Below are 21,999 nucleotides of genomic sequence, written 5' to 3'. Positions count from 1 at the left end.
TGCGGCCCGGCGATGACGCCTGGGCAACAGGCAATGACGCGAGAATCGGGACGGTTGAGAAAACGATGACGCATAAGAATGTCGAGTTCGGCATCGACAGCTTCGCAGACATCTCCAACGATGCGCAGGGCAATCCGGTCGCGCCCGGACAGGTCGTCCGCAACGTCGTCGAGGAGGCCGTGCTGGCCGACGAGGTGGGCGTCGACTATCTCGGTCTCGGCGAGCATCATCGCTCTGACTACGCCATTTCCTCTCCTGACATGGTGCTGGCGAATATCGCGGGACGCACCACCAATCTTCGGCTGAGTTCGTCGGTGACCGTCCTCAGCTCGGACGATCCGGTGCGGCTATGGGAGCGTTACGCGACCCTGGCGGCGCTATCGAACGGGCGAGCCGAGATCATCGTCGGACGCGGTTCTTTCACCGAATCGTTCCCGCTTTTCGGTTTCAGCCTGGACGATTATGGTTCGCTATTCGAGGAAAAGCTTGACCTTCTCGACAAGCTTCGCACTCAACAGCCGGTCACCTGGGAAGGGACATTCACCCAGAGCCTGAACGATGTGACGCTGCATCCCGAACTCGAGTCGGACGATCCACTGCCGATGTGGGTGGCAGTGGGCGGCAACCCGGAATCGGCTATCCGGGCCGCTCGCCACGGGCTGCCGGTCATCGTGGCGGTTCTCAACGGACCGCACGCCAGGTTCGCGCCCATCGCCGACCGGTACCGCCAGTCGCTGGCAGAATTCGGCAAGCCGGGCCTGCCGGTCGGCTTCCAGTCGTCCGGATTCATTGCCGAAACCGATGACGAGGCGAAGGAGCAATTCTTCGAGCCGTGGCGCGACTACATGACCAAGCTCGGACGCGAGCGCGGCTGGATGGCCCCGAGCCGTGCCCAGTTCGAGTTGGAGATCGCTCAAGGATCGCTGTTCGTCGGCTCGCCGGAATCGGTCGCCGGCAAGCTCGCGAAGGTCATCGAGCTGCTGGACGCCGGACGCGTGACGATCCGGGTCAGCACCGGCGTGCTCTCGCACGAGCTGATCATGAAGTCGATCGAGCTCTACGGGACGCAGGTCATCCCCCGGGTGCGGGAACTGCTCGGCTAGCGTTCTCCGCTCGCGCAAGTCGTTTCGTAATTGGCGCCGAATGACTTAGCGAGCGATCGGCCAACTCGCTGTATAGCGGAAGTGTTACAATGGCTATACAAAGGAGGTCGCTATGTCCAAGTCAACAATTACGGTTCGGGTCGACGACACGACGAAGCTGGCAGCGGAGTCATTGTTCTCGGAGCTTGGCTTGAATACCTCGGTGGCTGTTAATGCCTTTCTGAGACAGGCAGTGCGTGAGCGCCGTATCCCCTTTGAGATCACTGCGGAGCCCTTCAATTCCGCCACCGCCGATGCGATCGCGGAGGGCAAGGCGAAGCTGGCTGACCCGTCTACCCCAAAGTTTTCCGACGTGAACGCGCTGCGTAAGTCACTGGGTGTGTAGTCCTCGTGTCGTATTCGATTGCCTATACCAGCGCATTCAAGAAAGATGTGAAGGCCGCGAAGAAGCGCGGCAAGAGCATGGACAAGCTCTTCAGCATCATCGAGCAGCTTGCGGAAGACAGGACCCTTGCCCCAGCAAACCGAGGCCACGCGTTGGCAAAGAACTGGGGCGGAACCCGCGAGTGTCACATAGAGCCTGACTGGCTTCTCGTCTATGAAAAGGATGAGAACGCCCTCGTTCTCATGTGTATGCGAACAGGTACACACGCGGACCTGTTCTAGGCACGTCCCTGGACGGTCTGGTCCGAAACCCCGCGCACGCTTACTTGGCCGTAAGCTCTCGGAATCGCCGCTTGTAGAGCACGTCGTCGGCGCCAACGTCATCTGGACGATGGAACGTGCGTCTTCCTCGCGGTCTGCCAAGTGGAGTTCCGCAGTGTCGCTCACCGACCAGGTCGGCTGGGATCAAGGAATCACCTGACTGTCAGGTTGATCCGTTGCCCGGATTCAGCGTGTGCCGCTTGCCGACTCCCATTGGCGCAGGTCGATGACCTGGTTGCAGCGGCCCATCAGATCTTCGTCGTGGGTGATGACCAGCAATGCCGTCTCGGCCAGCGACGCGAACAGATCGTCCAGCAGGGCATCGGCGGTTTCGCGGTCGAGATGCTCGGTGGGCTCGTCCAGAATCACCAGGTCGGGTGTGGTGTCGGCAACCAGCAACCGGGCCAGCGCCACCCGCTGCGCCTCGCCCCCCGACAGTGTCGCTCCTTGCTCGCCGACCTCGCGTTCGGCGTCAAGACCAAGCCCGGCCTGATGCATCGCCGAGGCGACCTGCTCGCCGGTGGCGTCCTTGTTGCCGATCTTGACGTTCTCGGCCAGCGTGGTCGCGAAGATATGTGCGTTCTGCGCCAGATATCCGATCCGAGTCGGGGCCGCCAGCTCGCCGCTACGGGCCGGGATCAGCCCCATGATCGTGGCGGCCAGTGTGGTCTTGCCGAGCCCCGAGGGGCCGACCAGCGCGACCGATTCCCCGGAGTGCACATCAAGGTTGACCCCTGACAACAAGACCGGTCCGTCGGGCCAGCCGACCGCCAGATCGTGGAGCATCAAGTGGGCGGGTGCCGTTGCAGAAGCATCGTCCGTCGCTCGGTCGCCTGTCCCCACCGGATCCGCCTGCAAGACATCGATCACCCGGGCCAGCGCCGCCCTCGACCTGGTCAGGGTCTGGGCGGCCTTCGAGAAGTCGGCGTAGACCTCGTGCAGCGCCAGCGGCACCAGCGCGAGGATCGCCAGGTCGCGCCCGAGCATCGCTCCGGAGGCAACAGCGGGTGCGCCTATCACCAGGCCAAGGACGACGGCGAGCCCGGTTGCTAGCATCTGGGCGGCCTCGGCAACACCGCGTGTCCAGGCGCCCTCGCGTTCGCTGTCGCGCAGTTCGGCATCGATCGCGCCCAATGCGTCGAGTTCGCGGTCGGCCTGCCCGTAGGCGACCAGGTCGGGCGCGCCGAGCGACATCTCACGCACCTTGTCGCCCAAGGCCCCGCGGGCCGGTATCGCCCGCTCGTCCGCGGCGCGTGACCAGCGTCCGGCAAGCCACGGGACGACGACCCCGGCGAAGACGGAGATCGCCAGCAGCACCACGGCGTCCAACGGGTTGAAGATGGTCAAGATGGCGCTGGTGCCGAGAAAGACCACGGCGGCCGAGCAGAACGGCAGCACCACCCGCACCACCAGGTCGACGATGGCCTCGACATCGGCGGTGATGCGAACCAGCAGATCGCCGAAGCGCTGTCCCAGCAAGGTGGTGCGAGATAGCTTGTCATAGCTGAGTTCGCGGAGCGAGCTCTGCATCCGGAGCGCCAGGTCATGCCCGACGAGCCGCTCGAAATAGCGGCCGACCCCGCGTCCGATACCGAAGAACCGGACGCCCACCGAAGCCGCCAGCAGATACAGCACCGGCGGGTGTTCGGCGGCCCGGCTGAGCAGCCAGGCCGACACCCCCATCAGGGCCACCGAGCAGCCGCTGGCGAAGATCGCCAGCAACACCGACACGAACAGCCGCCAGCGTCCCCGCGGCGTGCCCCTCAATAACCGGACGAGCAGAGCCCAGACATCACGCATCGGCGCCATGGGTCACCTCCCCGACGGCCACCATCTCGTCAGCCAGCTTCAGCAGAGCCTCCCGATGGCTCACCACGATCGCCCCGACGCCTGCCGCCCGCACCGCAGCCACCGCCTGGGCCTCAGTCGCCTGATCGAGCCCCGCCGTCGGTTCATCGAGGACGAGCAGTTTGGCGCCGCCCAACTCAATGCGCAGCAGGGCCCTGGCCAGCGCCACCCGCCGCCGCTCGCCCGCCGACAGACCCTCGCCGTCGTCGGCGATCGTCCGGTCGAGGGCAAGCTCCGAGCCACCGGCCCGATCGAGCGCCTCGCGCAGCTGGTCATCGGACGCCTGGTCATACCCCAACCGCAGATTGGACGCGATGGTGCCGCGCAACATGCCCGGATTCTGCCCGACCCAGGCGATCTGCCGCCGCCACTGATCGAGGTCGATCCGGGCCAGATCCAGACCGCCGATCCGAACGGTTCCCGAGGTGGGCGCCACGAAACCCATCAGCACACTGAGCGCGGTCGACTTGCCGCCACCCGATCGTCCGATCAGTGCGAGCACATCGCCGGGACGCATGGTGAACGACAGGTTGTCCAGGCTCGGGCGATCGGTGCCCGGATACTGCACGCTGACCTGGTCGAAGCAGATCTCCGCTGAGCCAAGATCCGGAGGCACGACCACCTCGGCCTCAGCCTCGAGGGACGACTCGATCACCTTGAACACGGCATCGGCGGCAGCCGTGCCATCGGCGGAATCATGAAAGTGGACGCCCACCATCCGCACCGGCAGATAGGCCTCGGGCGCCAGCACCAGCACGAACAGGGCCGTGGTCAGGTCGAGCTCGCCGGCGACCACCCGAAATCCGACGGTGACCGCAACCAGCGCCACCGACAAGGTGGCCAGCAGCTCCAGCACCCCGCCGGACAAGAACGCGATGCGCAAGGTCTTCATGGTCTCGGTGCGCGAGCGGCCCTCGGTCTCGCGAAGACCACGCAACTGCGCGCGGGCGCGTCCGAAGACCTGCAGGGTCGGCAGGCCGGTAACCAGGTCGGCGAAGTGGTTGGCCAGTCTGGTCTGGTATTTCAGCCTGCGGTTGACCTGGTCGCGGGTGGTGACGCCGATCAACGCCATGAAGAAAGGAATCAGCGGAATCGTGATCGCGATGATGATCGCCGACTCGGTGTCCTGGCGAAGAATCACCACCCAGATCAGCAGCGGAATGAAGGCGGCCATCACGAGCTGTGGGAGGTACTTCGAGAAGTATCCGTCCAGCGCGTCCAGGCCTTGGGTGGCCAGATGAATCAGGGTGCTCGACGGGGTCGAGGCGTCCAGCGGCCGGGCCAACCGGGCAGCCATCAGGTCGGTGCGCAGCTGGCTCTTCACGGACGCGGACGCCCGGTGCGCCAGCCACGAATTCAGCCAGCTCAGCCCCGCCCGCAGACAGAAGACGCCGGCCAGCGCCCACAGATAGGACGAGAATCCGGCGAGCGGGCCGTCGAAATCGATCGAACCCGCGTAGAAGACTCCGGAGACCGCCTGGGCGATCAGCCAGGCCTGCACGATGATGCAGCAAGCGCCCACTATCCCGGTCGCGGCGACGGCGACCAGGAAACCCCTGGTCGCCGTCGCACGCTTGAGAAGCCGCGGATCAAGCGGTCCCGCCAAAATCAGTCTCCCGTGACGTTGACGGTCGCCTGAGCCGATCCGGCATCTTGCGGCATGTTCGCCACTGAGATGCGGCGGCGGAATACCCGGTAGGTCCAAATGCTGTAGATGAGTACGACCGGCACGCCCACCAAAGCGGCCTTGCTCATCAGATCGAGAGTGTCCGGCGAGCTGGCGGCGATCCACATGTCGAAGTTGGTTCCCTCGGTGGGCACGAAACCGAGCGTCCCGAACATCTTGATGAAGATCGTCGCGAAGAGCGTCGCGATCGACACACCGGTGCCGAAGAAGGCGAGATTCTCGCGCCTTTGTACGCCGTGCTGGGTGTGCATGAGAATCGCGTAGCCGAGAGCGGCCACCGAGACCAGCCCGGTGATCCACATCGCCACGGACGCCCCGGCACCCAGGTTCGGATTCTGAGTCGCGGGGTAGACGATGTTGCCGATGACGACGAACCCGGCGAGCAGGGCCAGCGCGATCGGGCCGGCGACCTTGACCACGCCGTTGGCCTTCTCGTGCACGGTGCCGGAGGTCTTCAGGCAGAGGAAGACCGCACCGTGCACCATGAAGAGCACGATCAGCGCGAGGCCACCGAGCAGCGTGAACGGGGTGAACAGATTCCAGAAACCGCTCATGTGCGGAGGCTCACCGGCGACGGTCATGCCCTTCCACATGTTGGCGAAGCCGATGCCGAAGACCAGCGGCACGAGGTACGAGCCGATGATCGCGCACCAGTCGAAGGTGTCGCGCCAATCCTCATTGCCGAGAGCGCGGTATTCGAACGAGACCCCTCGGATGATCAACCCGAGCAACACCAGCAGCAAGGGTACGTAGAGCCCGCTGAACAGCGTCGAATACCAGCCCGGGAAGGCCGCGAACATCGCACCGCCCGCAGTGATCAACCAGACCTCGTTACCGTCCCAGACCGGGCCGATCGAATTGATCATGACGCGGCGTTCGGTGGGGTCCTTACCGATCACCGGATAGAGCATCGCGACTCCGAAGTCGAAGCCTTCGAGGAAGAAGAAGCCGATCCACAGCACGGCTACCAACAAGAACCACAAGACAATCAGTTGATCGTGTGACATGAAATCTCCTCGGCCTCAGTAAGCGAACGACATCGGCTGGTCGGCGTCCTTGGACACCTCGGGCGGGGTCACATCGGGCAGGCCCTTGGCGACGAAGGTGAAGAAGAGCTTCAGCACGAGCACCGCGATGATGCCGTAGACCAGCGTGAACGCGATCATCGAGAACAAGATCTGGCCGGCACTGACATTGGGTGAATTCGCTGTCCATGTGGGCAGCACTCCGTAGACGATCCAGGGTTGGCGGCCCATCTCGGTCAGAATCCAGCCGAACGAGTTGGCGAACAGCGGCATGAAGGGCAGCGCGCCCATTGTGTACTTCCAGGTCTTGAACTGCCAGTTCTTTTCAGTTGGTGGGTAGTGGCCCTTGCGGGTGAACCACAAGATCGCCAGCCCGACCAACAGACCGAGGGTGCCCAAACCGATCATCAGGCGGAAGCTGTAATAGGAGATCATCACGTTGGGGACCGGATCGACCCCCATCTCGGCAAGCTCACTGGAGAACTGCTCCTGAAGTGCGGTGCGCTCCCCATCGACATTCAGGAAACCGTCGTTCAGATACTGCTCGGTCAAATCATTGATGCCCATGACTTCGGCGTTGGGATCATTGAAGGCCAAGAAGCTCAGCACATAAGGCACCTCGAAGCTGAATACTTCGGTGACTTCGGTGATTCCCTCAGAGTTACGTTCTTGCGTGTAAATGCCGACAATGGAGAACCCTGCTGCCGTCGTGGTGTCGAGCAGCCCCTCGGAGGCGGCAAGCTTCATCGGCTGAAACTTGGCTTCGACCTGAGCCTGTGCGTGGCCGGTGCCGAACACTGCCAGGCAGGCGGCGATCAGTACCCAGGCGCCCATCCGGGACGACTTGCGCCAAGCCTCTTCGTCCGCATGGCCTTCAGGATGGTCCTTGTGTAGCTTGGCGAGCCTCCAAGCGCCCACGCCTGCTACCAGCGAGCCGCCGACCATCAGCGAGGCGGCGATCTGGTGGGGGAAGGTGACGATGAAGAACGGATTGGTGAACAGCGCAGTGAAATCGGAGAGCTCTGCGCGTCCATTTTCGTAGACGGCTCCCACCGGGTTCTGCATGAAGCAGTTCGCGGCCAAAATGAAAACTGCCGAGATCGTCGAGCCGAGTGCTACCAGATACATGCACAAGTTGTGCAGGCCACGGGGCAACTTGTCCCAACCGAAGATCCACACGCCGATGAACACCGATTCGAGGAAGAAGGCGATCAGGGCTTCAAGGGCTAGCGGAGCACCGAAGATATCGCCGACGAACCGGGAGTATTCGGACCAGTTCATGCCGAACTGGAACTCCTGCACGATACCGGTGACCACGCCGGCGGTGAAGTTGATGAGGAAGAGCTTGGAGAAGAACTTGGTGAGGCGCAGCCATTGATTGTCCCCGCTGCGTATCCAGCGAGTTTGCAGAACTGCAACCATCCAAGCTGTGCCGATGGTCATCGGCACAAAAAAGAAGTGGTAGACAGTCGTTATACCGAACTGCCAACGCGCGAGTACCTGTGCGTCCATGACCGTGAACTTACACCTAAGTCAGGGGGTAAACCCAATTTTTTTGGGCCCCCAGTGTGAGTTAACGTCCACCGCAGTGGTATAAGCAGCATTTTGGTTACTAGGGGCTTCCCTTATTCGCTCAGATTCGCCGATGGGCTGCCTGTGATACGGCCCATCGGAGCGTTCAGGGTTAGGTTCTGTCGTGCAGTGCCCCGCCGTCACCGGTATGAGTCGTGACCAAACTTCCGCAACTATGCCCGCGACTACTCCCGGCATTCGGTCGGGTGACAAACCCTGATGACTTGCGGAAGGTTCGTCACGACGATCGAAGGTAACCACGTCGAACCCCATCAATGAACAGTGTTAAAGTAATGCCGTTCTTGCTTGAAAGGCCACTGCTCATGAGTAATCAGCAATCCCAGCCGGCGCGTGATCTCGCGCTGATCGCCGTATTCGCCGGAGTTACCGCAGCGCTCGGTGCGATCCCGCCGATCGTGGTGCCTATCTCACCCGCTCCGATCACCGCTCAGTCGCTCGGGCCGATGTTGGCCGGTGTGATTCTGGGCGGACGACGGGCAGGCCTTTCTCAGTTGCTCTTCTTGACGCTGGTCGCGCTGGGGCTGCCGCTGCTTGCGGGTGGACGCGGCGGTATCGGCGTCTTCGTCTCTCCCACCTGGGGTTTCTTGATCGCGTTCGTGGCGTGCGCCTGGTTCATCGGTTGGGCCACCTACCGGATCGGTGCACCGTACTCGATCTGGAAGGGCGCGATCGTGTTGGTGCTGGGCGGATTGGTGCTGATGTACGGGCTGGGTATCCCGGGAATGATGGTGTCGGGACACTTGAGCTTCACTCAGGCCGTCGTGGCCAATATCCCCTATCTGCCAGGCGACATTGCCAAGATCGTCATCGCCTTGATCGTCGCAAAGGGTGTGCACGCCGCGCTGCCGGGCATGTTGCCCTGGGGTGGCGCAAAAGCAGAAGCGGCGGCCGCGGCACACGACAAATTCAACGCCGACAGCGCAGCCGCGGCGCGCTGAACTACGCTGATCTGCCGTGGTACATATCGAGGCCGATCACGTCGGGCACGTCTATGGTCAAGGGCCGCTCGCCCGGCAGGTGCTGGATGACATCAATCTCGACCTGACCGAGCAGCGGGTCGGGGTGGTCGGGCACAACGGGTCGGGCAAATCGACCTTCGTGAGGATGCTCAACGCCCTGCACATTCCGAGCGAGGGCGCCATCCGGGTGAACGGGCTGGATACCGCCAAGGATCCGGCCAAGGTGCGTAAACTGGCCGGCTTCTTGTTCACCGATCCGGACACCCAGATCATCATGCCGACCGTCGCCGAAGACGTCGCCTTCGGGTTGCGCAAGTCCGGTCTGAGCAAGTCGGAGATCGCGGCGCGAGTCGACGAATTACTCGTCCGGTTCGGCCTGGGTGAGCATCGCGATCACCCGGCACATCTGCTTTCCGGCGGGCAGAAACAGCTGCTGGCGCTTGCCTCGGTGCTGATCACCTCACCGGAGTTGATCATCATGGACGAGCCGACGACCCTGCTCGACCTGCGTAATGCCCGGATGATTGGGCAGGTGATTCGCGAGTTGTCGCAGACGGTCGTGTTGGCCACCCATCACCTCTATCTATTGGACGACTTCGACAGGGTGCTCGTCTTCGACGGCGGGCGTCTGGTTGCCGACGGCTCGCCTGCCGAATCGATCGCCTATTACCGCGAACTGATGGACGCCTGATGTCGATCGGTATCAATACTCTCGGTCTCTACCGGCAGGGAACCTCCGTCATTCACCGGGCCCCCGCGGGTGCGAAGCTTGCGCTACTGCTCGGGCTGGGTGTGGCATCGGTATGGCTGCAAACACGGTGGTGGCTGGTGCTGGTGGTGCTGGGTGTTGTGTTTGCCGCATATCTGGTGGCGGGATTTCCTCTCGGATTGATGCTGAAGCAGCTGCGTCCGATGTGGTGGCTGCTGATCTTCATCGCGGCGATGAACTGGTGGTCATTCGGTTGGCAGAAGGGTATTGCCGTGCCCGGCATGATCGCGATGCTGGTGGCTGCGGCCGGGCTGGTCACCCTAACCACCCCGATGAGCCGGTTGATCGAGGTCGTGGTGTGGGCCGCCGGACCACTGCGCAAGGTCGGCGTCGATCCCGATCGAGTCGGCCTCACCCTGATGCTGGGCATCCGGTGTGTGCCGGTGGTGGCGGGGCTGGCCCGCGAGGTACGCGAGGCGCAGATCGCGCGGGCGGCAACGACCAGCTTCAAGGCGTTCGCGGTGCCGCTGATGGTGCGGGCGCTGCGCGATGCGGAAGCGATGGGAGATGCCCTGGTCGCCCGAGGGTTCGACGACTGATTCCGCCGTGTCGCCGACCTAAACGCTCACCTTCCGGCACAAACGCCTAGTCAAACCGAGTTAGCCTACGTTGCAACAGCAGCGAACTCAGTTAGTGCGAGCGGATGAAAACCACGGCGAGCGAACGAACGGTGGTCAGCGCGCCACCAGTGGCAGATCGACGATGAACGTCGAGAATCCGGCGTGCGTTTGCGTCGCCTGCTCCGATTCCACCCGAACCCTGCCGCCATGAGCGTGCGCAACTGCCGCGACGATGGCAAGCCCGAGCCCGGTTGAGCCCTCCTCATCGTGTGCGCGGGAGGTGTCGGCCTTGGTGAAGCGTTCGAAGATCTGACTTACCATGCTGGGCGCAATACCGGGACCGTTGTCGGCCACCTCGATGCGTATCCAGCTGTCCGTCACCTCGACCGTGGTGGTCACGGTGGTGCCGGCCGGAGTGTGTTTGCGGGCATTGCCCAGCAGATTCACCATCAACTGCTGCAGTTGCGCGGCGTCGCCGACGATGTTGATGGGCTCATCAGGCACCTGAATTCGCCAGTGGTGGTCGGGTCCGGCAGCCTGGGCATCGCTCATCGCGTTGAGCGCCACCTCGCCGAGATCGAGTTCGGCGCGCACCTGCCGCGGATCGTTGTCGAGCCTGGCCAGCAGCAGCATCTGCTCGACCAGATGACTCATCCGTTGCGACTCCGATTCGATGCGTCCGAGCGCGAAGACGGTGTCCGGCGGCAGCTCGTCGCGTCCACGCCTGGTCAGTTCGGCATAACCGCGGATGGACGCCAAAGGATTGCGCAGCTCATGGCTGGCATCGGCCACGAACTGGCGCACCTTGGTTTCGGACGCCTGCCTGGCCTGCAGCGAGGTCTCGACGTTGTCGAGCATCGCATTGAATGCGCTACTCACGCGTCCGACCTCGCTGTTGGCGCTCTCAGCAGGGCACGGCACTCGCACGTCGATCTCGACTTCACCCGACTCCAGCGGCAGGTCGGCCACCTGCGTCGCGGTATCGGCCAGCCGGCTCAGGGGACGCAGCGATCTGCGCACGACGACGGTCGAAACGCCCCAGGCGACGAACGCTGCAACGATCGTGCAGCCGAGCTCGATCCAGACCATCGCGGTGATGACGGCATCATTGACGGCGGTCGGCGCGGCGACCACCAGGGTCGCGGTCCCTGAATCTGTCTCGCTGCTCAGGGCGACCGCCCGATAGTTCCCCCATCCAAAGATGGTGACTTTCCGCACCGTGCCATCGACCGGCAGGTCGAGTAGCACTGCCAGCCGACTCAGCTGGCTATCCGTTGGTACCGTGCCGTAATCGCCGGTCATCGTGCCTCGCACAGCACCCGATTCCGAAACCGACAGCGCGATGCTGCCGATAGGCAGGCCACCGACGCGCAGTGTGCCGTCGGGCGGCAGGTCGGGCTCGTTCTCATTCTTCGGGCCTTGCGGACGATCGTCGCTCGCTCGCACGGCATAGAGCAATTGCTGATCGAGCTTTGCGGTCAGGATGTAGGAGACCAGAAGCGTCGAACAAGCCGACAGCACGATCGCGACGATCGCGACGATCGCCGTGATCCGGACGACGAGCTGCCGTTTCAGGGTCCGCCCTTGCCGGATGCGCTTGGCCCCACCGGCAAGTGTCGTTACGGGCGCTTCTGCAATGTCTGGCACATCAGCCTTTCGTTTCGTTTCCGGTGGCTGAGCCAGCGGCTCCGGATCTAGGCCGCGGGCTTGAGAACGTATCCTGCCCCGCGCATGGTATGAATCATCGGCTTCCGGCCCACGTCGATCTTCTTGCGCAAATAGCTGATGTAGAGCTCGACCACGTTGGCCTGCCCGCCGAAATCGTAATTCCAGACCCTGTCCAGAATCTGCGCCTTCGAAAGCACCCGGCGCGGGTTGCGCATCATGAAGCGCAGCAACTCGAATTCGGTGGCGGTCAGATGAATCGAATCGCCGGCTCGGTAGACCTCGTGGGTGTCTTCATCAAGGGTGAGATCACCGACCACCAGCTGAGCCTCCGAGCGTTTGGACGCGGCCCCGCTGCGCCGCAACAAGGAACGCAGCCGGGCGATCAACTCTTCGATGCTGAACGGCTTGGTCACGTAGTCGTCGCCGCCGGCGGTCAGCCCGGTCACCCGGTCGGACACCGCGTCGCGGGCGGTGAGGAATATCACCGGGACGTAGGGCTGATCTGCTCGCACCCGGCGCATCACCTCGAGCCCGTCGAAGTCCGGCAGCATCATGTCGAGGATGATGGCGTCCGGTTTGAATTCCCGAGCCGCCTTGACCGCTTCGGAGCCGCGGCCGGCGGTTCTGGCCTCCCATCCTTCGTAGCGCAACGCCATGCCCAGAAGCTCGGTGAGGCTGGGCTCGTCGTCCACAGCGAGGACGCGTAGCGGCGTCCCGTCAGGGCGGGTCAGTTGCTCAGGTTTCGTATTCGCCATAACAGTATCCTGACAGGGATTTCACAGGATTCGCTGTGGGCCGGCTGTGGATCAGCTGTGTGCGGCAGGCGCCCGTTCTGTCAGGCTCTCAGTACTCGGTGGAACCCAGCTTGGGCTGATACAGGTCGGTGCTCTCATCGGTTCTGGTCTTCTTCCGCGGACGGAAGAAAAGGCTGTCGAGGCCGGTGTAATACGCGCCGGCCGCCAGGAAGGTCAGCCCCAGCAGAGCGAGGGCGATGTTGTATTCATAGCCGCCGTCGCCCAGGAACGGGCCGGCCTGCCATCGAATGAAGATGATGATCGCGATGTTCTCGATGGTGACCATCAGGCCGATGAAGCGGGTGAGCAGGCCGAACACCAGCAGCACGCCGCCGATGCCCTCCAACGCGACGGTGCCCCAGGCCAGCACCTCGGGCGCCGGCAGGCCTGAATCTGTGAGCCGGGCGACTTGTGCGTCCATGCCTTCGATCTGCCAGCGCCACCAGGCGCGGGCGAGCAAGATTGCGGCGAATCCGAGCCGGACGATCAGAAAGAGCACGGCTTGGCTCGCGGTTCCGGCGGCCGAGCGGGTGTTGGACATGGCGTTCCCTTCTGCGTGGTCATGTTCACGCTACCCGCCCGAACTCGCCCGGGAGCGGAAGCGCGGCGGGGTGTGGCCGGATCGGGCCTACGGATTCACCGGCGGCACGTCGACGTTCAGCGCGTCGATCACCTGCGACCACTCGGCTTCGGGGTCGAGCCCCAACACTCCCGCCCAGGCCGGGACGCACTGGGATGCGTGGTACTTGTGGCCAAAGCCGGGCCCGACATTGCGGCACACCGGCATGTCGGCGGCCACCTGCCAGAAGGTGATGAACGGCCACCAGGTCATCGCGGCCATCGGCGTGCCCGTGCCGCGCATCTCGTCCAGCCATTCGGGCTTGTGCCACAGCAACCGGGGCTCCCACCAGACCACCGGATCGGTGTCGTTCTGCAGGTAGCAGAACCTCGGCGCCAGCCATTCGCCGAGTCGCTCGCCCTGCAATCCGAGCGTCAAATCATCGGGCCGGCAAGCGAATCGCACGTGGCGTCCCCGATCGACGACCGGACGCACCAGTGTCGATCCGGCGGTGCGGCGGCGCGACCATTCGCTTTGAATGGGCGAGAACGACGGGCATCCCGTCCACACTCCACCGGCGGCGCGCGAGAGCATGTCTTCCGGGCTGGCGAAGATGCCGTTGGAGCCGTATGCCCCCAGTGACTCGCCCGCGACATACAGTTGCGGACGCTCACCGATCGGCAAGGCCGACACCCGCTCCTCGATCGCGCCGAAGAGCAGCCGGGAAGCGTCCACCGGGATCTGCTTGCTCGACAAGATGGTGACTGCCGACGGCAGGCCTGAGTACTGCATGGCGGCAGTTGCGCAGTCGCCGCGCATCAAGAACTCGAAGGCCGAGGTGCTCCACTCGTTGACATTGCCGCGTCCGGTGGTGGTCACGATCAGGATCGCCTTGCGCGCCCAGGCGTTCGTCCGGTCGAGTTCGGCGAGCACCGCATCGATGACCTCGGGCGTGCTTCGTCCATTCATGGACGCGTAGGCCCGGATTGGTTGCTTGGCCTGTTCGCCGAGCACTTCTTCGATGCGTTGCTTGGACGGGCCGCCGCAGGCGTATCTCTTGCCTTGCAGACCCAAGGAGTTCCATTTCTCGAAGGATTCCTCGCTGCCCGAATGCAGGGGGGAATCAGGCTGATGGACGCCCGGCGGGATGCGCAGATCGACCTTCGCGGACGCCGAGATGGTGACTCCCAGGATCGCCCGCCAGATCACCTGATCGAAGACCACCAGGATGGTCGTGATGATCACCAGCGTCGAGACCAGGCGTCCGAGGGCCTGCCAGGCGAACCGATTGCGCAGGTGCCCCGACAGGTAGTTGATCGACCACAAAATGCCCTTCCACTGCGCCAAAAGCAGTGAGAACGTGGCTGCGGCCGCGGCCGCGGAGGCCACCGCCCAGAAGGCGTTGGGGCCGGCGACCCGCGCGTAGTCGGCGGTGCGGCGATTCCAGCGCACCGAACGCAGCGGAACCGCTATCGCCGCAGCCGCCAAGACGGCGCCGCCCGCGATCATGCCCCCTTGCCCGGTGCCCGGCGTCAGCTTGATCCGGACGCCGGTCTTGTCGGCCAGCAGCCGGGCGGCGGTGCTGGTCAGCAGGCCCACCTGGTACCCGAACATCGCGCTCAGGCCTGCGATGAAGCCCTGCCAGTACCAGGGTCTGGCCAGCAGGCTGGGCGAATAGGACGCCGCGTAGGCGCTCCAGCCGGTGAGCGTCTCGGGAACGGTGACCTGGGCCAGTTCATGGGTTCGCGCGGCGGCGATCTTCCAGCGGGTTTCGACGAATGCGGCGAGCCCTTTGCCCGGCAGCCTGGTGCGGTGCAGGGGGAGCCGGGGCCTGACGCGCCCGCCCTTGCCGAACGCGCGGCTCGGTCCGGGGATCTCTCGTTTGGGCGCGCGGCGCAGCCGGGGGAACTCGCGTCTAGCGGACGCCTGCCCGGGCTTTGCCTGTTTCTTGAACAAACCCACGGTTGCCAAGCATATGTGGCGACGCGTTCGTTGAATGGATCGTCCGAGTCGCCCGGGCTCGCGTCCGAGCAGGCGTGTGTTCGCAGATCAGGCACGGCTGCGTGTCGGCATGTGACACCAGGCGTGCGGAGCATGTAGCATCTCGATATATCGAGCCGATATATATGGTTCGGCAACCCGACATGGGTAAGGCGCCACTTGGCCGATTCTGGACGAACACCAGGAGCGCCTTGGTCTCCACGAAGAAGTAGAAGTGAGGTGCGTAGATGGCCCTGCGGCAACCGACTTTGGATCTTGCGATCCTTGGGCGACTGTCACATGGCCCGTCCTATGGCTACGAGGTGCGCAAGCACGTCAATATGGTGGTCGGTTACCTGCACAAGGTGTCGTTCGGCTCGCTGTATCCGGCTCTGCGCCGGCTGCTGGAGCGGGGCCTGATATGTGATTGCGGCACCGAGCGTCCACTGCTGGTCGGTGGTCGTTCGCGTCGTATCTATCACCTGACGCCGGCCGGTGAGGAATACCTCACGCAGCAACTGGCCACCACAGATCCCAGTGTGTGGAGCGACGACTTCGGCGTCCGCTTCTCTTTGCTGGGGATGACCAGCCCACGTAACCGGCTGCGCATTCTGCACGGGCGGCGTGAGGGATCAACATCCAGGCTCGCTGCGATTGATTCTTGGTCATTATCGGGTTTGGACCATTACGGACAAGAACTCGTTCGGCACACTCGCGACGTCCTGGCAGGCGAATTGTCCTGGCTCGACCAAATGATTGCCGCCGAGGAAACCGGAATTCAAAAAGACGGAATTCAAGAAGGAGAATAGATGAGCGCGATCCGTGTTGCGATCGTTGGGGTGGGCAACTGTGCATCATCCCTGGTGCAAGGTGTCACCTATTACCACGACGCGTCACCCGAGGAAACCGTTCCGGGACTGATGCACGTGCAATTCGGTGATTATCATGTCAGCGATATCGAATTCGTTGCCGCATTCGACGTCGACGCCGCAAAAGTCGGTCTCGACCTCGCCGACGCGATCAATGCCAGCGACAATTGCACCATCAGAATCTGCGACGTTCCGCAAACCGGCGTCACGGTGCAACGTGGCGTGACTCTTGATGGTTTCGGCAAGTATTACCGCGAGACCGTCGAAGAATCGGCCGAAACCCCGGTTGATGTCGTCCAGGCGCTCAAGGACGCGCAAGTCGACGTGCTGGTCAGCTACCTTCCGGTCGGTTCGGAGGAGGCGGACAAGTATTACGCGCAGTGCGCGATCGACGCCGGCTGCGCGATGGTCAACTGCCTGCCGGTGTTCATCGCGTCCACCCCCGAGTGGGCGCAGAAGTTCACCGATGCCAAGCTGCCGATCGTGGGCGACGACATCAAGAGCCAGATCGGCGCCACCATCACCCACCGCGTGCTGGCCAAGCTGTTCGAGGACCGCGGTATCACCATCGACCGCACCTACCAGCTGAACGTCGGCGGCAACATGGACTTCAAGAACATGCTGGAGCGCGAGCGTCTGGTGTCGAAGAAGATCTCCAAAACCCAAGCCGTCACCAGCAATGTGGAGCATCATTTCGAAGACCGCGACATCCACGTCGGGCCGTCTGACTACGTCGATTGGCTGGACGACCGCAAGTGGGCCTTCGTCCGGCTGGAGGGACGCAACTTCGGCGGCGCACCGGTCAGCCTCGAATACAAGCTCGAGGTCTGGGATTCGCCGAACTCGGCGGGTGTGGTGATCGATGCGATCCGCGCGGCAAAGATCGGGCTCGATCGCGGCGTCGGTGGTCCGCTGCTGTCTCCGGCCAGCTTCTTCATGAAGTCTCCGCCCGAACAGCGCCACGATGAGGACGCCCAGGCGTCGGTCGAGGCCTTCATCGCCGGTGAGGTCGAGCGGTAGTTCTTCGACGGACGATTATTGGGTTCGGTTTTGCAGACTATGGCTGTAAAACCGAACCCAATAATTTTGATCGGGCCAGGCTCAGCGTCTGCTTGGGTTGTCCGCTTGACCGCTGGCGGACTTTGCGAACGTTCCGAGTTGATGCGCTGATGATATGATGACGACATGCGGACGACGTTGGACATCGATGATGCAGTGCTGAGCGCGGCCCGTGCCAAGGCCACAGCTGAGCGAATTTCCATCGGCAAGGCAATATCTGAACTCGCACTTCAGGGTCTGCGCGTGCGTCAGGCTCCAGTCACCGGGCAAGATGGCTTTCCCGTGATGACGGGCTCGCCGGATCATCTCGTCACGGACGAAATGGTCGCCCAATACCGAGATGACGACACCCCTGCCGCCGATGCTGCTTGATGTCAATGTGCTCCTGGCTCTCAGTTGGGATCAGCATGTGCATCACGCTGCGGCTCATGCCCATTTCGCGAAGCTGGATGAGTGGAGTACCTGTTCGGTAACCGAGTCTGGTCTTTTGCGGCTGCTTCTGACCGAAGCAGTTGTCGGCCGAAGGGTCAGCGGAGCGGAGGCGCTGGAGCAGTTGCGTGCGATTCGGCAAGTGCCGGGGTGGAAATGGCTGCCGGATTCGACCACGCTTGCGGATTCCCTTATCGACACCCGGGTATTGATGGGCCGCAGGCAAGTGACCGACCTCCACCTGGTGGGCCTGGCAGCGGCTCACGCCACGAAACTCGCGACCTTCGATGCGGCGATTCGAGAATCGCTGATTGCTGCTGACCGGCAGTGGGTGGACGTCTGGAGTGCCTGAGTGCCAGTGGCGCCTCTTGTCGCCCGCACCTCGGTCGTGGTCGTCTGCCCATTATAAGATTGATCGCATGGTTAGCCAGACAGTTCAGGTTGCGGTGGACGCCCTGACATACGCCGAACGGGTTGATCTGCTTGAGTACCTGAAGATTTCGACGGCGGCTCAAGAAGAATCGATCACCGATTCGCAAGCTCAACTCGTAAGTCGGCGTGCGGCCGAGATACGTGCTGATTCTGCCCTCGGTATCTCGTTGGAGGAGCTGAATCGGCGACTGGATGAAAAGTGGCAGTGAGATGGCACCTTAGTATTCATCCAGATGTCTGGATCGACATAGATAAGGCGCTTTCCTACTACGCCGAGATCGACCGCGACCTCGTGCGCCGCTGGCGCAAGGAATTCAATGATGGTGTCAAGCTCGCACAACACTACCCGTATATTGGGCCAGAAGGGGTCGCAGAGTCGCGGCGACTGAAACTGCCCAGCTTCCCGTACATGGTCTATTACCTTGCCGAAACCGGGGTCATTGAGGTGGTGGCGGTTATTCATGTCAAGCAAGATCCGGCAAGGACGACGAAGATGATCACTGACCGGTCCCGGGCATAGACCTCCGGAGCAACCCCGCAAGTAGGGAATACCAGACCCCGAACCAGAGTTGAGTGGCATAGACTCAACTTTGAGTTGGATCGGATTCGTCAACGGACGCGCAGTTAGCGCTCCTTTGATGGATCCGGCAAAGATCTACTACGCGGAGACCTGATGGACACTGAGAAACTAACCACCATGAGCCGCGACGCGGTTTCCACCGCGTTACGACTCGCATTGACCGGCGGCAACCCGTCCGCCGAGCCGGTGCACCTGCTGCATGCACTGCTGATGGTGCCCGACAATTCCGTCAGCCCCCTGTTGGCCAAGATCGGCGTGGACGCCGGTCAGATCGACCAGCAGGCCGAGGCTGCAATCAAGCACCTGCCCGCGACCTCGGGCTCGTCTGTTACCCAGCCACAACTGTCGGGCGCATTCGCCCGGGTGATGGCGGACGCCGAGACCCGCGCCGAGCAGATGGGCGACCAGTACGTCGCCACCGAACACCTGCTGATCTCGCTTGCCCAGGTGCAATCCGAAGCAAGCCAGATTCTGACCAGGGCCGGAGCAACCGCCAAAAAGCTGACCGAGACCTTCAACGAGGCGCGCGGCTCCAAGCGCGTCACCAGCGCCGAATCCGAGGGCGGCGAATCCGCGCTCGACAAGTACTCGGTCGACCTGACCGCACGTGCACGTGAGGGCAAACTCGATCCGGTGATCGGGCGTGACGCCGAGATCAGGCGTGTCGTCCAGGTGTTGAGCCGGCGCACCAAGAACAACCCGGTGCTGATCGGTGAACCCGGCGTCGGCAAGACCGCCGTCGTCGAGGGCCTGGCCCAGCGCGTGGTCGCCGGCGATGTTCCCGACTCCTTGAAGGGACGTCGCGTCGTCTCCCTCGACCTGGCTTCGATGGTCGCAGGTGCGAAATACCGTGGCGAGTTCGAGGAGCGGCTGAAGGCCGTCCTGAACGAGATCAAGGACGCTGAAGGCCAGATCATCACCTTCATCGACGAGCTGCACACGGTCGTCGGGGCGGGAGCCTCCGAAGGATCGATGGATGCGTCCAATATGTTGAAGCCGATGCTGGCCCGCGGCGAGCTGCGGATGATCGGCGCTACCACCTTGGACGAATACCGCGAGCACATCGAGAAGGACCCTGCTCTGGAACGCCGTTTCCAGCAGGTCTATGTCGGTGAGCCGAGCGTCGAGGACACGGTTGCGATTCTTCGTGGCATCCGCGAGCGTTATGAGGCGCACCACAAGGTGCGGATCACCGATAGTGCGCTGGTCGCGGCAGCAACCCTGTCGAACCGCTATATCTCGAATCGTCAGCTCCCTGACAAGGCTATCGACCTGATCGACGAGGCGGCGTCCCGGCTGCGGATGGAGATCGATTCGTCCCCCGAAGAGATCGACCAGCTGCGCCGCCAGGTCGACCGGCTGACCATGGAACAGTTCGCGCTGGGCACCGAAACCGACGAGGCGTCCAAGCAGCGTCTGGAGAACCTGAACGCCGAACTTGCCGATGCCAAGGAGCACTTGCGTGCACTGGAGGCCCAATGGGACGCCGAGAAGGGCGGACTGAACCGGGTCGGTGAGCTGAAGGAGCAGATCGACTCGTTGCGTACCGACGCTGAGCGCTACCAGCGTGAGGGCAACCTCGAGAAGTCCGCGCAGATTCTCTATGGCGAGATTCCGGCCATCGAAAAGGAGATGAACGAGGCCGAGCAGGTCGCCGGTGACAAGAAGACCATGGTCTCCGAAGACGTCACCAGTGCCGATATCGCCGAGGTCGTCAGCGCCTGGACCGGTATTCCGGTGGGCAAGATGCTGGAAGGCGAGTCCGCGAAGCTGCTCGAGATGGAGGACCGTATCGGCAAGCGGCTGATCGGCCAGCGCGACGCCGTCAAGGCTGTGTCGGACGCGGTGCGCCGTGCCCGTGCCGGTATCTCGGACCCGAATCGTCCGACCGGATCGTTCCTGTTTCTCGGGCCGACCGGTGTCGGCAAGACGGAGCTGGCCAAGGCGTTGGCCGACTTCCTCTTCGATGACGAGCAGGCCATGGTCCGTATCGACATGAGCGAATACATGGAGAAGCACTCCGTCTCGCGGCTGGTCGGTGCCCCTCCGGGTTACATCGGCTACGAAGAGGGCGGCCAGCTGACCGAAGCGGTGCGGCGTCGTCCCTACTCGGTGGTGCTGCTGGACGAGGTGGAGAAGGCCCATCCGGATGTCTTCAACATCTTGCTGCAGGTGCTCGACGACGGCCGGCTGACCGACGGCCAGGGACGCACGATCGACTTCCGCAACGTGATCTTGATCATGACCTCGAATCTGGGCAGCAACTTCTTGTCCGACACCGCGATGAGCGACAAGGCCAAGAACGAAGCCGTCATGAACGTGGTCCGCAAGACCTTCCGTCCGGAGTTCTTGAACCGGCTGGACGAGATCGTGATGTTCTCGCCGCTGAGCCGCGAAGACCTGGCCCACATCGTCGACATCAACCTCGACCGCATCAACCACCGGCTGGCCGAGCGCCGCATCACCGTCGAGGTGAGCGATGCCGGACGCCGTTGGCTGGCCAATCGTGGCTACGACCCGGTTTACGGTGCTCGTCCGTTGCGCCGGTTGCTGCAGACCACGATCGAGGACCAGCTGGCCCGCAAGGTGCTGGCCGGTGAGGTCACCGATGGGCAGAGCGTGCACTTTGGCGTGCAGCCCGAGGCAGATGGACTGCAGATCGACAGTATCGCCTGACGAAATAACTGCCGGCCCGCCGTCATGATCCGCCGAAAGGCGGCATGACGGCGGGCCTCGTCGTTGCCGGTATTGGTGTAAGCGCGTAGCCCGAAATAATTTCGGATAAAAACGGCCACTGAAGGAATGAATATATACCGGCGAAACCCGTTCGTAAGGGGGGTCTGCTCTTTACGCAGCTGCTGCTATGTGATAAGAACCATCCGATATATTCCCGCTGCGTGTCGCTTCTGGGATCGGGCGCCTGATTGCGTTATCGGCCCGCCCACGTGCCATCGGCACGAGGTTATGCCTCCGCTTTGTCATGCATCCCACCCCGAAACCGCCACTCGACGCGTTAATTTATCGTCACGTTCTAAACGAATCTCGTGCTCGATTATTTCGGACGCCGGGCGGTTCCCAGCGCAATAGATTTGCGCTATTGTCCTGACTACTTGAGAACCGCGGTACGAGGGAGTGCTGATGCGCAAGATCATCAATGATCCGGGTAGTTTTGTCGACGAAGTCGTGGATGGAATCCTGTGGGGGCATCCCGACGAACTGAAGGCAGTCGATCCTGATCGAAGAGCCCTGGTGAGGACCGACGCCGGAACCAACGGCCGGGTCGGCATCGTCACCGGCGGCGGATCGGGCCACCTACCGCTCTTCCTCGGATACGTGGGCCGGGGGGCGGGCCGCGCTCGGGCTATTTCAGGCGCGGCCGC

21 protein-coding genes and 1 pseudogene are annotated in these 21,999 nt (G+C 62.9%); 14 read left to right on the top strand and 8 right to left on the bottom strand.

Features of this window, described 5'->3' with window-relative positions:
• The first annotated feature begins 65 nt into the window (after positions 1-65).
• From QQ658_RS12745 to QQ658_RS12735, 3 genes are all read left to right on the top strand, one after another.
• A complete protein-coding gene (locus QQ658_RS12745; protein WP_286025214.1) occupies positions 66-1,103 on the top strand; it encodes an LLM class flavin-dependent oxidoreductase in 1,038 nt (345 codons plus the stop codon).
• A gap of 112 nt (positions 1,104-1,215) precedes the next feature.
• Positions 1,216-1,488, top strand: a complete 273-nt coding sequence (locus QQ658_RS12740) for a type II toxin-antitoxin system RelB/DinJ family antitoxin (RefSeq protein WP_286025213.1) — start codon at positions 1,216-1,218, stop codon at positions 1,486-1,488.
• 5 nt (positions 1,489-1,493) lie between these two features.
• Positions 1,494-1,769, top strand: coding sequence for a type II toxin-antitoxin system YafQ family toxin (locus QQ658_RS12735; RefSeq protein WP_286025212.1), 276 nt, complete (start codon positions 1,494-1,496; stop codon positions 1,767-1,769).
• 225 nt (positions 1,770-1,994) lie between these two features.
• Here the strand turns inward: QQ658_RS12735 and cydC are convergent, their stop codons facing one another.
• Genes cydC through QQ658_RS12715 form a run of 4 tightly spaced genes read right to left on the bottom strand, consistent with a single transcriptional unit; the run spans position 1,995 to position 7,880 of the window.
• Complete coding sequence (gene cydC / locus QQ658_RS12730) at positions 1,995-3,608, bottom strand: thiol reductant ABC exporter subunit CydC (RefSeq protein ID WP_286027114.1); 1,614 nt, start codon at positions 3,606-3,608, stop codon at positions 1,995-1,997.
• Positions 3,601-5,262 carry a thiol reductant ABC exporter subunit CydD gene (cydD, locus tag QQ658_RS12725; protein ID WP_286025211.1) on the bottom strand — a complete coding sequence of 554 codons (1,662 nt, stop codon included), beginning with the start codon at positions 5,260-5,262 and terminating at the stop codon, positions 3,601-3,603. The genes cydC and cydD overlap by 8 nt, the downstream gene beginning before the upstream one ends.
• 2 nt (positions 5,263-5,264) lie before the next feature.
• Entirely contained in the window at positions 5,265-6,350 is a 1,086-nt protein-coding gene (cydB, locus tag QQ658_RS12720) for a cytochrome d ubiquinol oxidase subunit II (protein ID WP_286025210.1), read from the bottom strand.
• A 15-nt stretch (positions 6,351-6,365) separates the two neighbouring features.
• Positions 6,366-7,880, bottom strand: coding sequence for a cytochrome ubiquinol oxidase subunit I (locus QQ658_RS12715; RefSeq protein WP_286025209.1), 1,515 nt, complete (start codon positions 7,878-7,880; stop codon positions 6,366-6,368).
• A 383-nt stretch (positions 7,881-8,263) separates the two neighbouring features.
• On the opposite strand from QQ658_RS12715, the gene QQ658_RS12710 reads away from it, so the two are divergent.
• From QQ658_RS12710 to QQ658_RS12700, 3 genes are read left to right on the top strand one after another with little or no spacing between them, the layout of a single operon-like run.
• Positions 8,264-8,899, top strand: a complete 636-nt coding sequence (locus QQ658_RS12710; protein WP_286025208.1) for a biotin transporter BioY — start codon at positions 8,264-8,266, stop codon at positions 8,897-8,899.
• Between the two features lie 16 nt (positions 8,900-8,915).
• On the top strand, positions 8,916-9,611 hold the full coding sequence (locus QQ658_RS12705) for an energy-coupling factor ABC transporter ATP-binding protein (protein ID WP_286025207.1): 696 nt from the start codon (positions 8,916-8,918) through the stop codon (positions 9,609-9,611).
• A complete protein-coding gene (locus tag QQ658_RS12700; protein ID WP_286025206.1) occupies positions 9,611-10,228 on the top strand; it encodes an energy-coupling factor transporter transmembrane component T family protein in 618 nt (205 codons plus the stop codon). Before QQ658_RS12705 ends, QQ658_RS12700 begins: the two co-directional genes overlap by 1 nt.
• 135 nt (positions 10,229-10,363) lie before the next feature.
• On the opposite strand, the gene QQ658_RS12695 is transcribed toward QQ658_RS12700, so the two are convergent.
• From QQ658_RS12695 to QQ658_RS12680, 4 genes are all read right to left on the bottom strand, one after another.
• The gene (locus QQ658_RS12695) at positions 10,364-11,896 is read right to left on the bottom strand and encodes a sensor histidine kinase (protein WP_286025205.1); all 1,533 of its coding nucleotides are present in this window, start codon (positions 11,894-11,896) and stop codon (positions 10,364-10,366) included.
• A gap of 47 nt (positions 11,897-11,943) precedes the next feature.
• Complete coding sequence (locus QQ658_RS12690; protein WP_286025204.1) at positions 11,944-12,672, bottom strand: response regulator transcription factor; 729 nt, start codon at positions 12,670-12,672, stop codon at positions 11,944-11,946.
• 88 nt (positions 12,673-12,760) lie between these two features.
• Positions 12,761-13,252 (bottom strand): DoxX family protein, encoded by a 492-nt coding sequence (locus tag QQ658_RS12685; RefSeq protein ID WP_286025203.1) that lies wholly within the window; start codon positions 13,250-13,252, stop codon positions 12,761-12,763.
• A gap of 87 nt (positions 13,253-13,339) precedes the next feature.
• Positions 13,340-15,232: an alpha/beta-hydrolase family protein gene (locus tag QQ658_RS12680; protein WP_286025202.1), complete on the bottom strand. Its 1,893-nt coding sequence runs from the start codon at positions 15,230-15,232 to the stop codon at positions 13,340-13,342.
• Between the two features lie 266 nt (positions 15,233-15,498).
• Between QQ658_RS12680 and QQ658_RS12675 the strand changes: the two genes are divergently transcribed.
• From QQ658_RS12675 to QQ658_RS12640, 8 genes and pseudogenes are all read left to right on the top strand, one after another.
• A complete protein-coding gene (locus QQ658_RS12675; protein WP_286025201.1) occupies positions 15,499-16,059 on the top strand; it encodes a PadR family transcriptional regulator in 561 nt (186 codons plus the stop codon).
• Positions 16,060-17,139: an inositol-3-phosphate synthase gene (locus QQ658_RS12670; protein WP_286025200.1), complete on the top strand. Its 1,080-nt coding sequence runs from the start codon at positions 16,060-16,062 to the stop codon at positions 17,137-17,139.
• 165 nt (positions 17,140-17,304) lie between these two features.
• Complete coding sequence (locus QQ658_RS12665; RefSeq protein WP_286025199.1) at positions 17,305-17,550, top strand: DUF2191 domain-containing protein; 246 nt, start codon at positions 17,305-17,307, stop codon at positions 17,548-17,550.
• A complete protein-coding gene (locus QQ658_RS12660; protein WP_286025198.1) occupies positions 17,519-17,959 on the top strand; it encodes a TA system VapC family ribonuclease toxin in 441 nt (146 codons plus the stop codon). The genes QQ658_RS12665 and QQ658_RS12660 overlap by 32 nt, the downstream gene beginning before the upstream one ends.
• Positions 17,960-18,026: 67 nt before the next feature.
• On the top strand, positions 18,027-18,248 hold the full coding sequence (locus QQ658_RS12655; RefSeq protein WP_286025197.1) for an addiction module protein: 222 nt from the start codon (positions 18,027-18,029) through the stop codon (positions 18,246-18,248).
• Positions 18,245-18,559 (top strand): type II toxin-antitoxin system RelE/ParE family toxin, encoded by a 315-nt coding sequence (locus tag QQ658_RS12650; RefSeq protein WP_286025196.1) that lies wholly within the window; start codon positions 18,245-18,247, stop codon positions 18,557-18,559. Before QQ658_RS12655 ends, QQ658_RS12650 begins: the two co-directional genes overlap by 4 nt.
• Positions 18,560-18,712: 153 nt before the next feature.
• Entirely contained in the window at positions 18,713-21,295 is a 2,583-nt protein-coding gene (gene clpB, locus QQ658_RS12645) for an ATP-dependent chaperone ClpB (RefSeq protein ID WP_286025195.1), read from the top strand.
• Between the two features lie 462 nt (positions 21,296-21,757).
• Positions 21,758-21,916, top strand: a pseudogene (locus QQ658_RS12640) (dihydroxyacetone kinase); the annotation flags it as partial.
• Between the last annotated feature and the right edge of the window lie 83 nt (positions 21,917-21,999).

Origin of the sequence: Propionimicrobium sp. PCR01-08-3 (assembly GCF_030286045.1) — a bacterium.
In the GTDB taxonomy this organism is placed as follows: Bacteria; Actinomycetota; Actinomycetes; order Propionibacteriales; family Propionibacteriaceae; genus Brooklawnia.
Note: the sequence above shows the minus strand (reverse complement) of the source record. Positions and strands in the feature narration are given on the sequence as shown.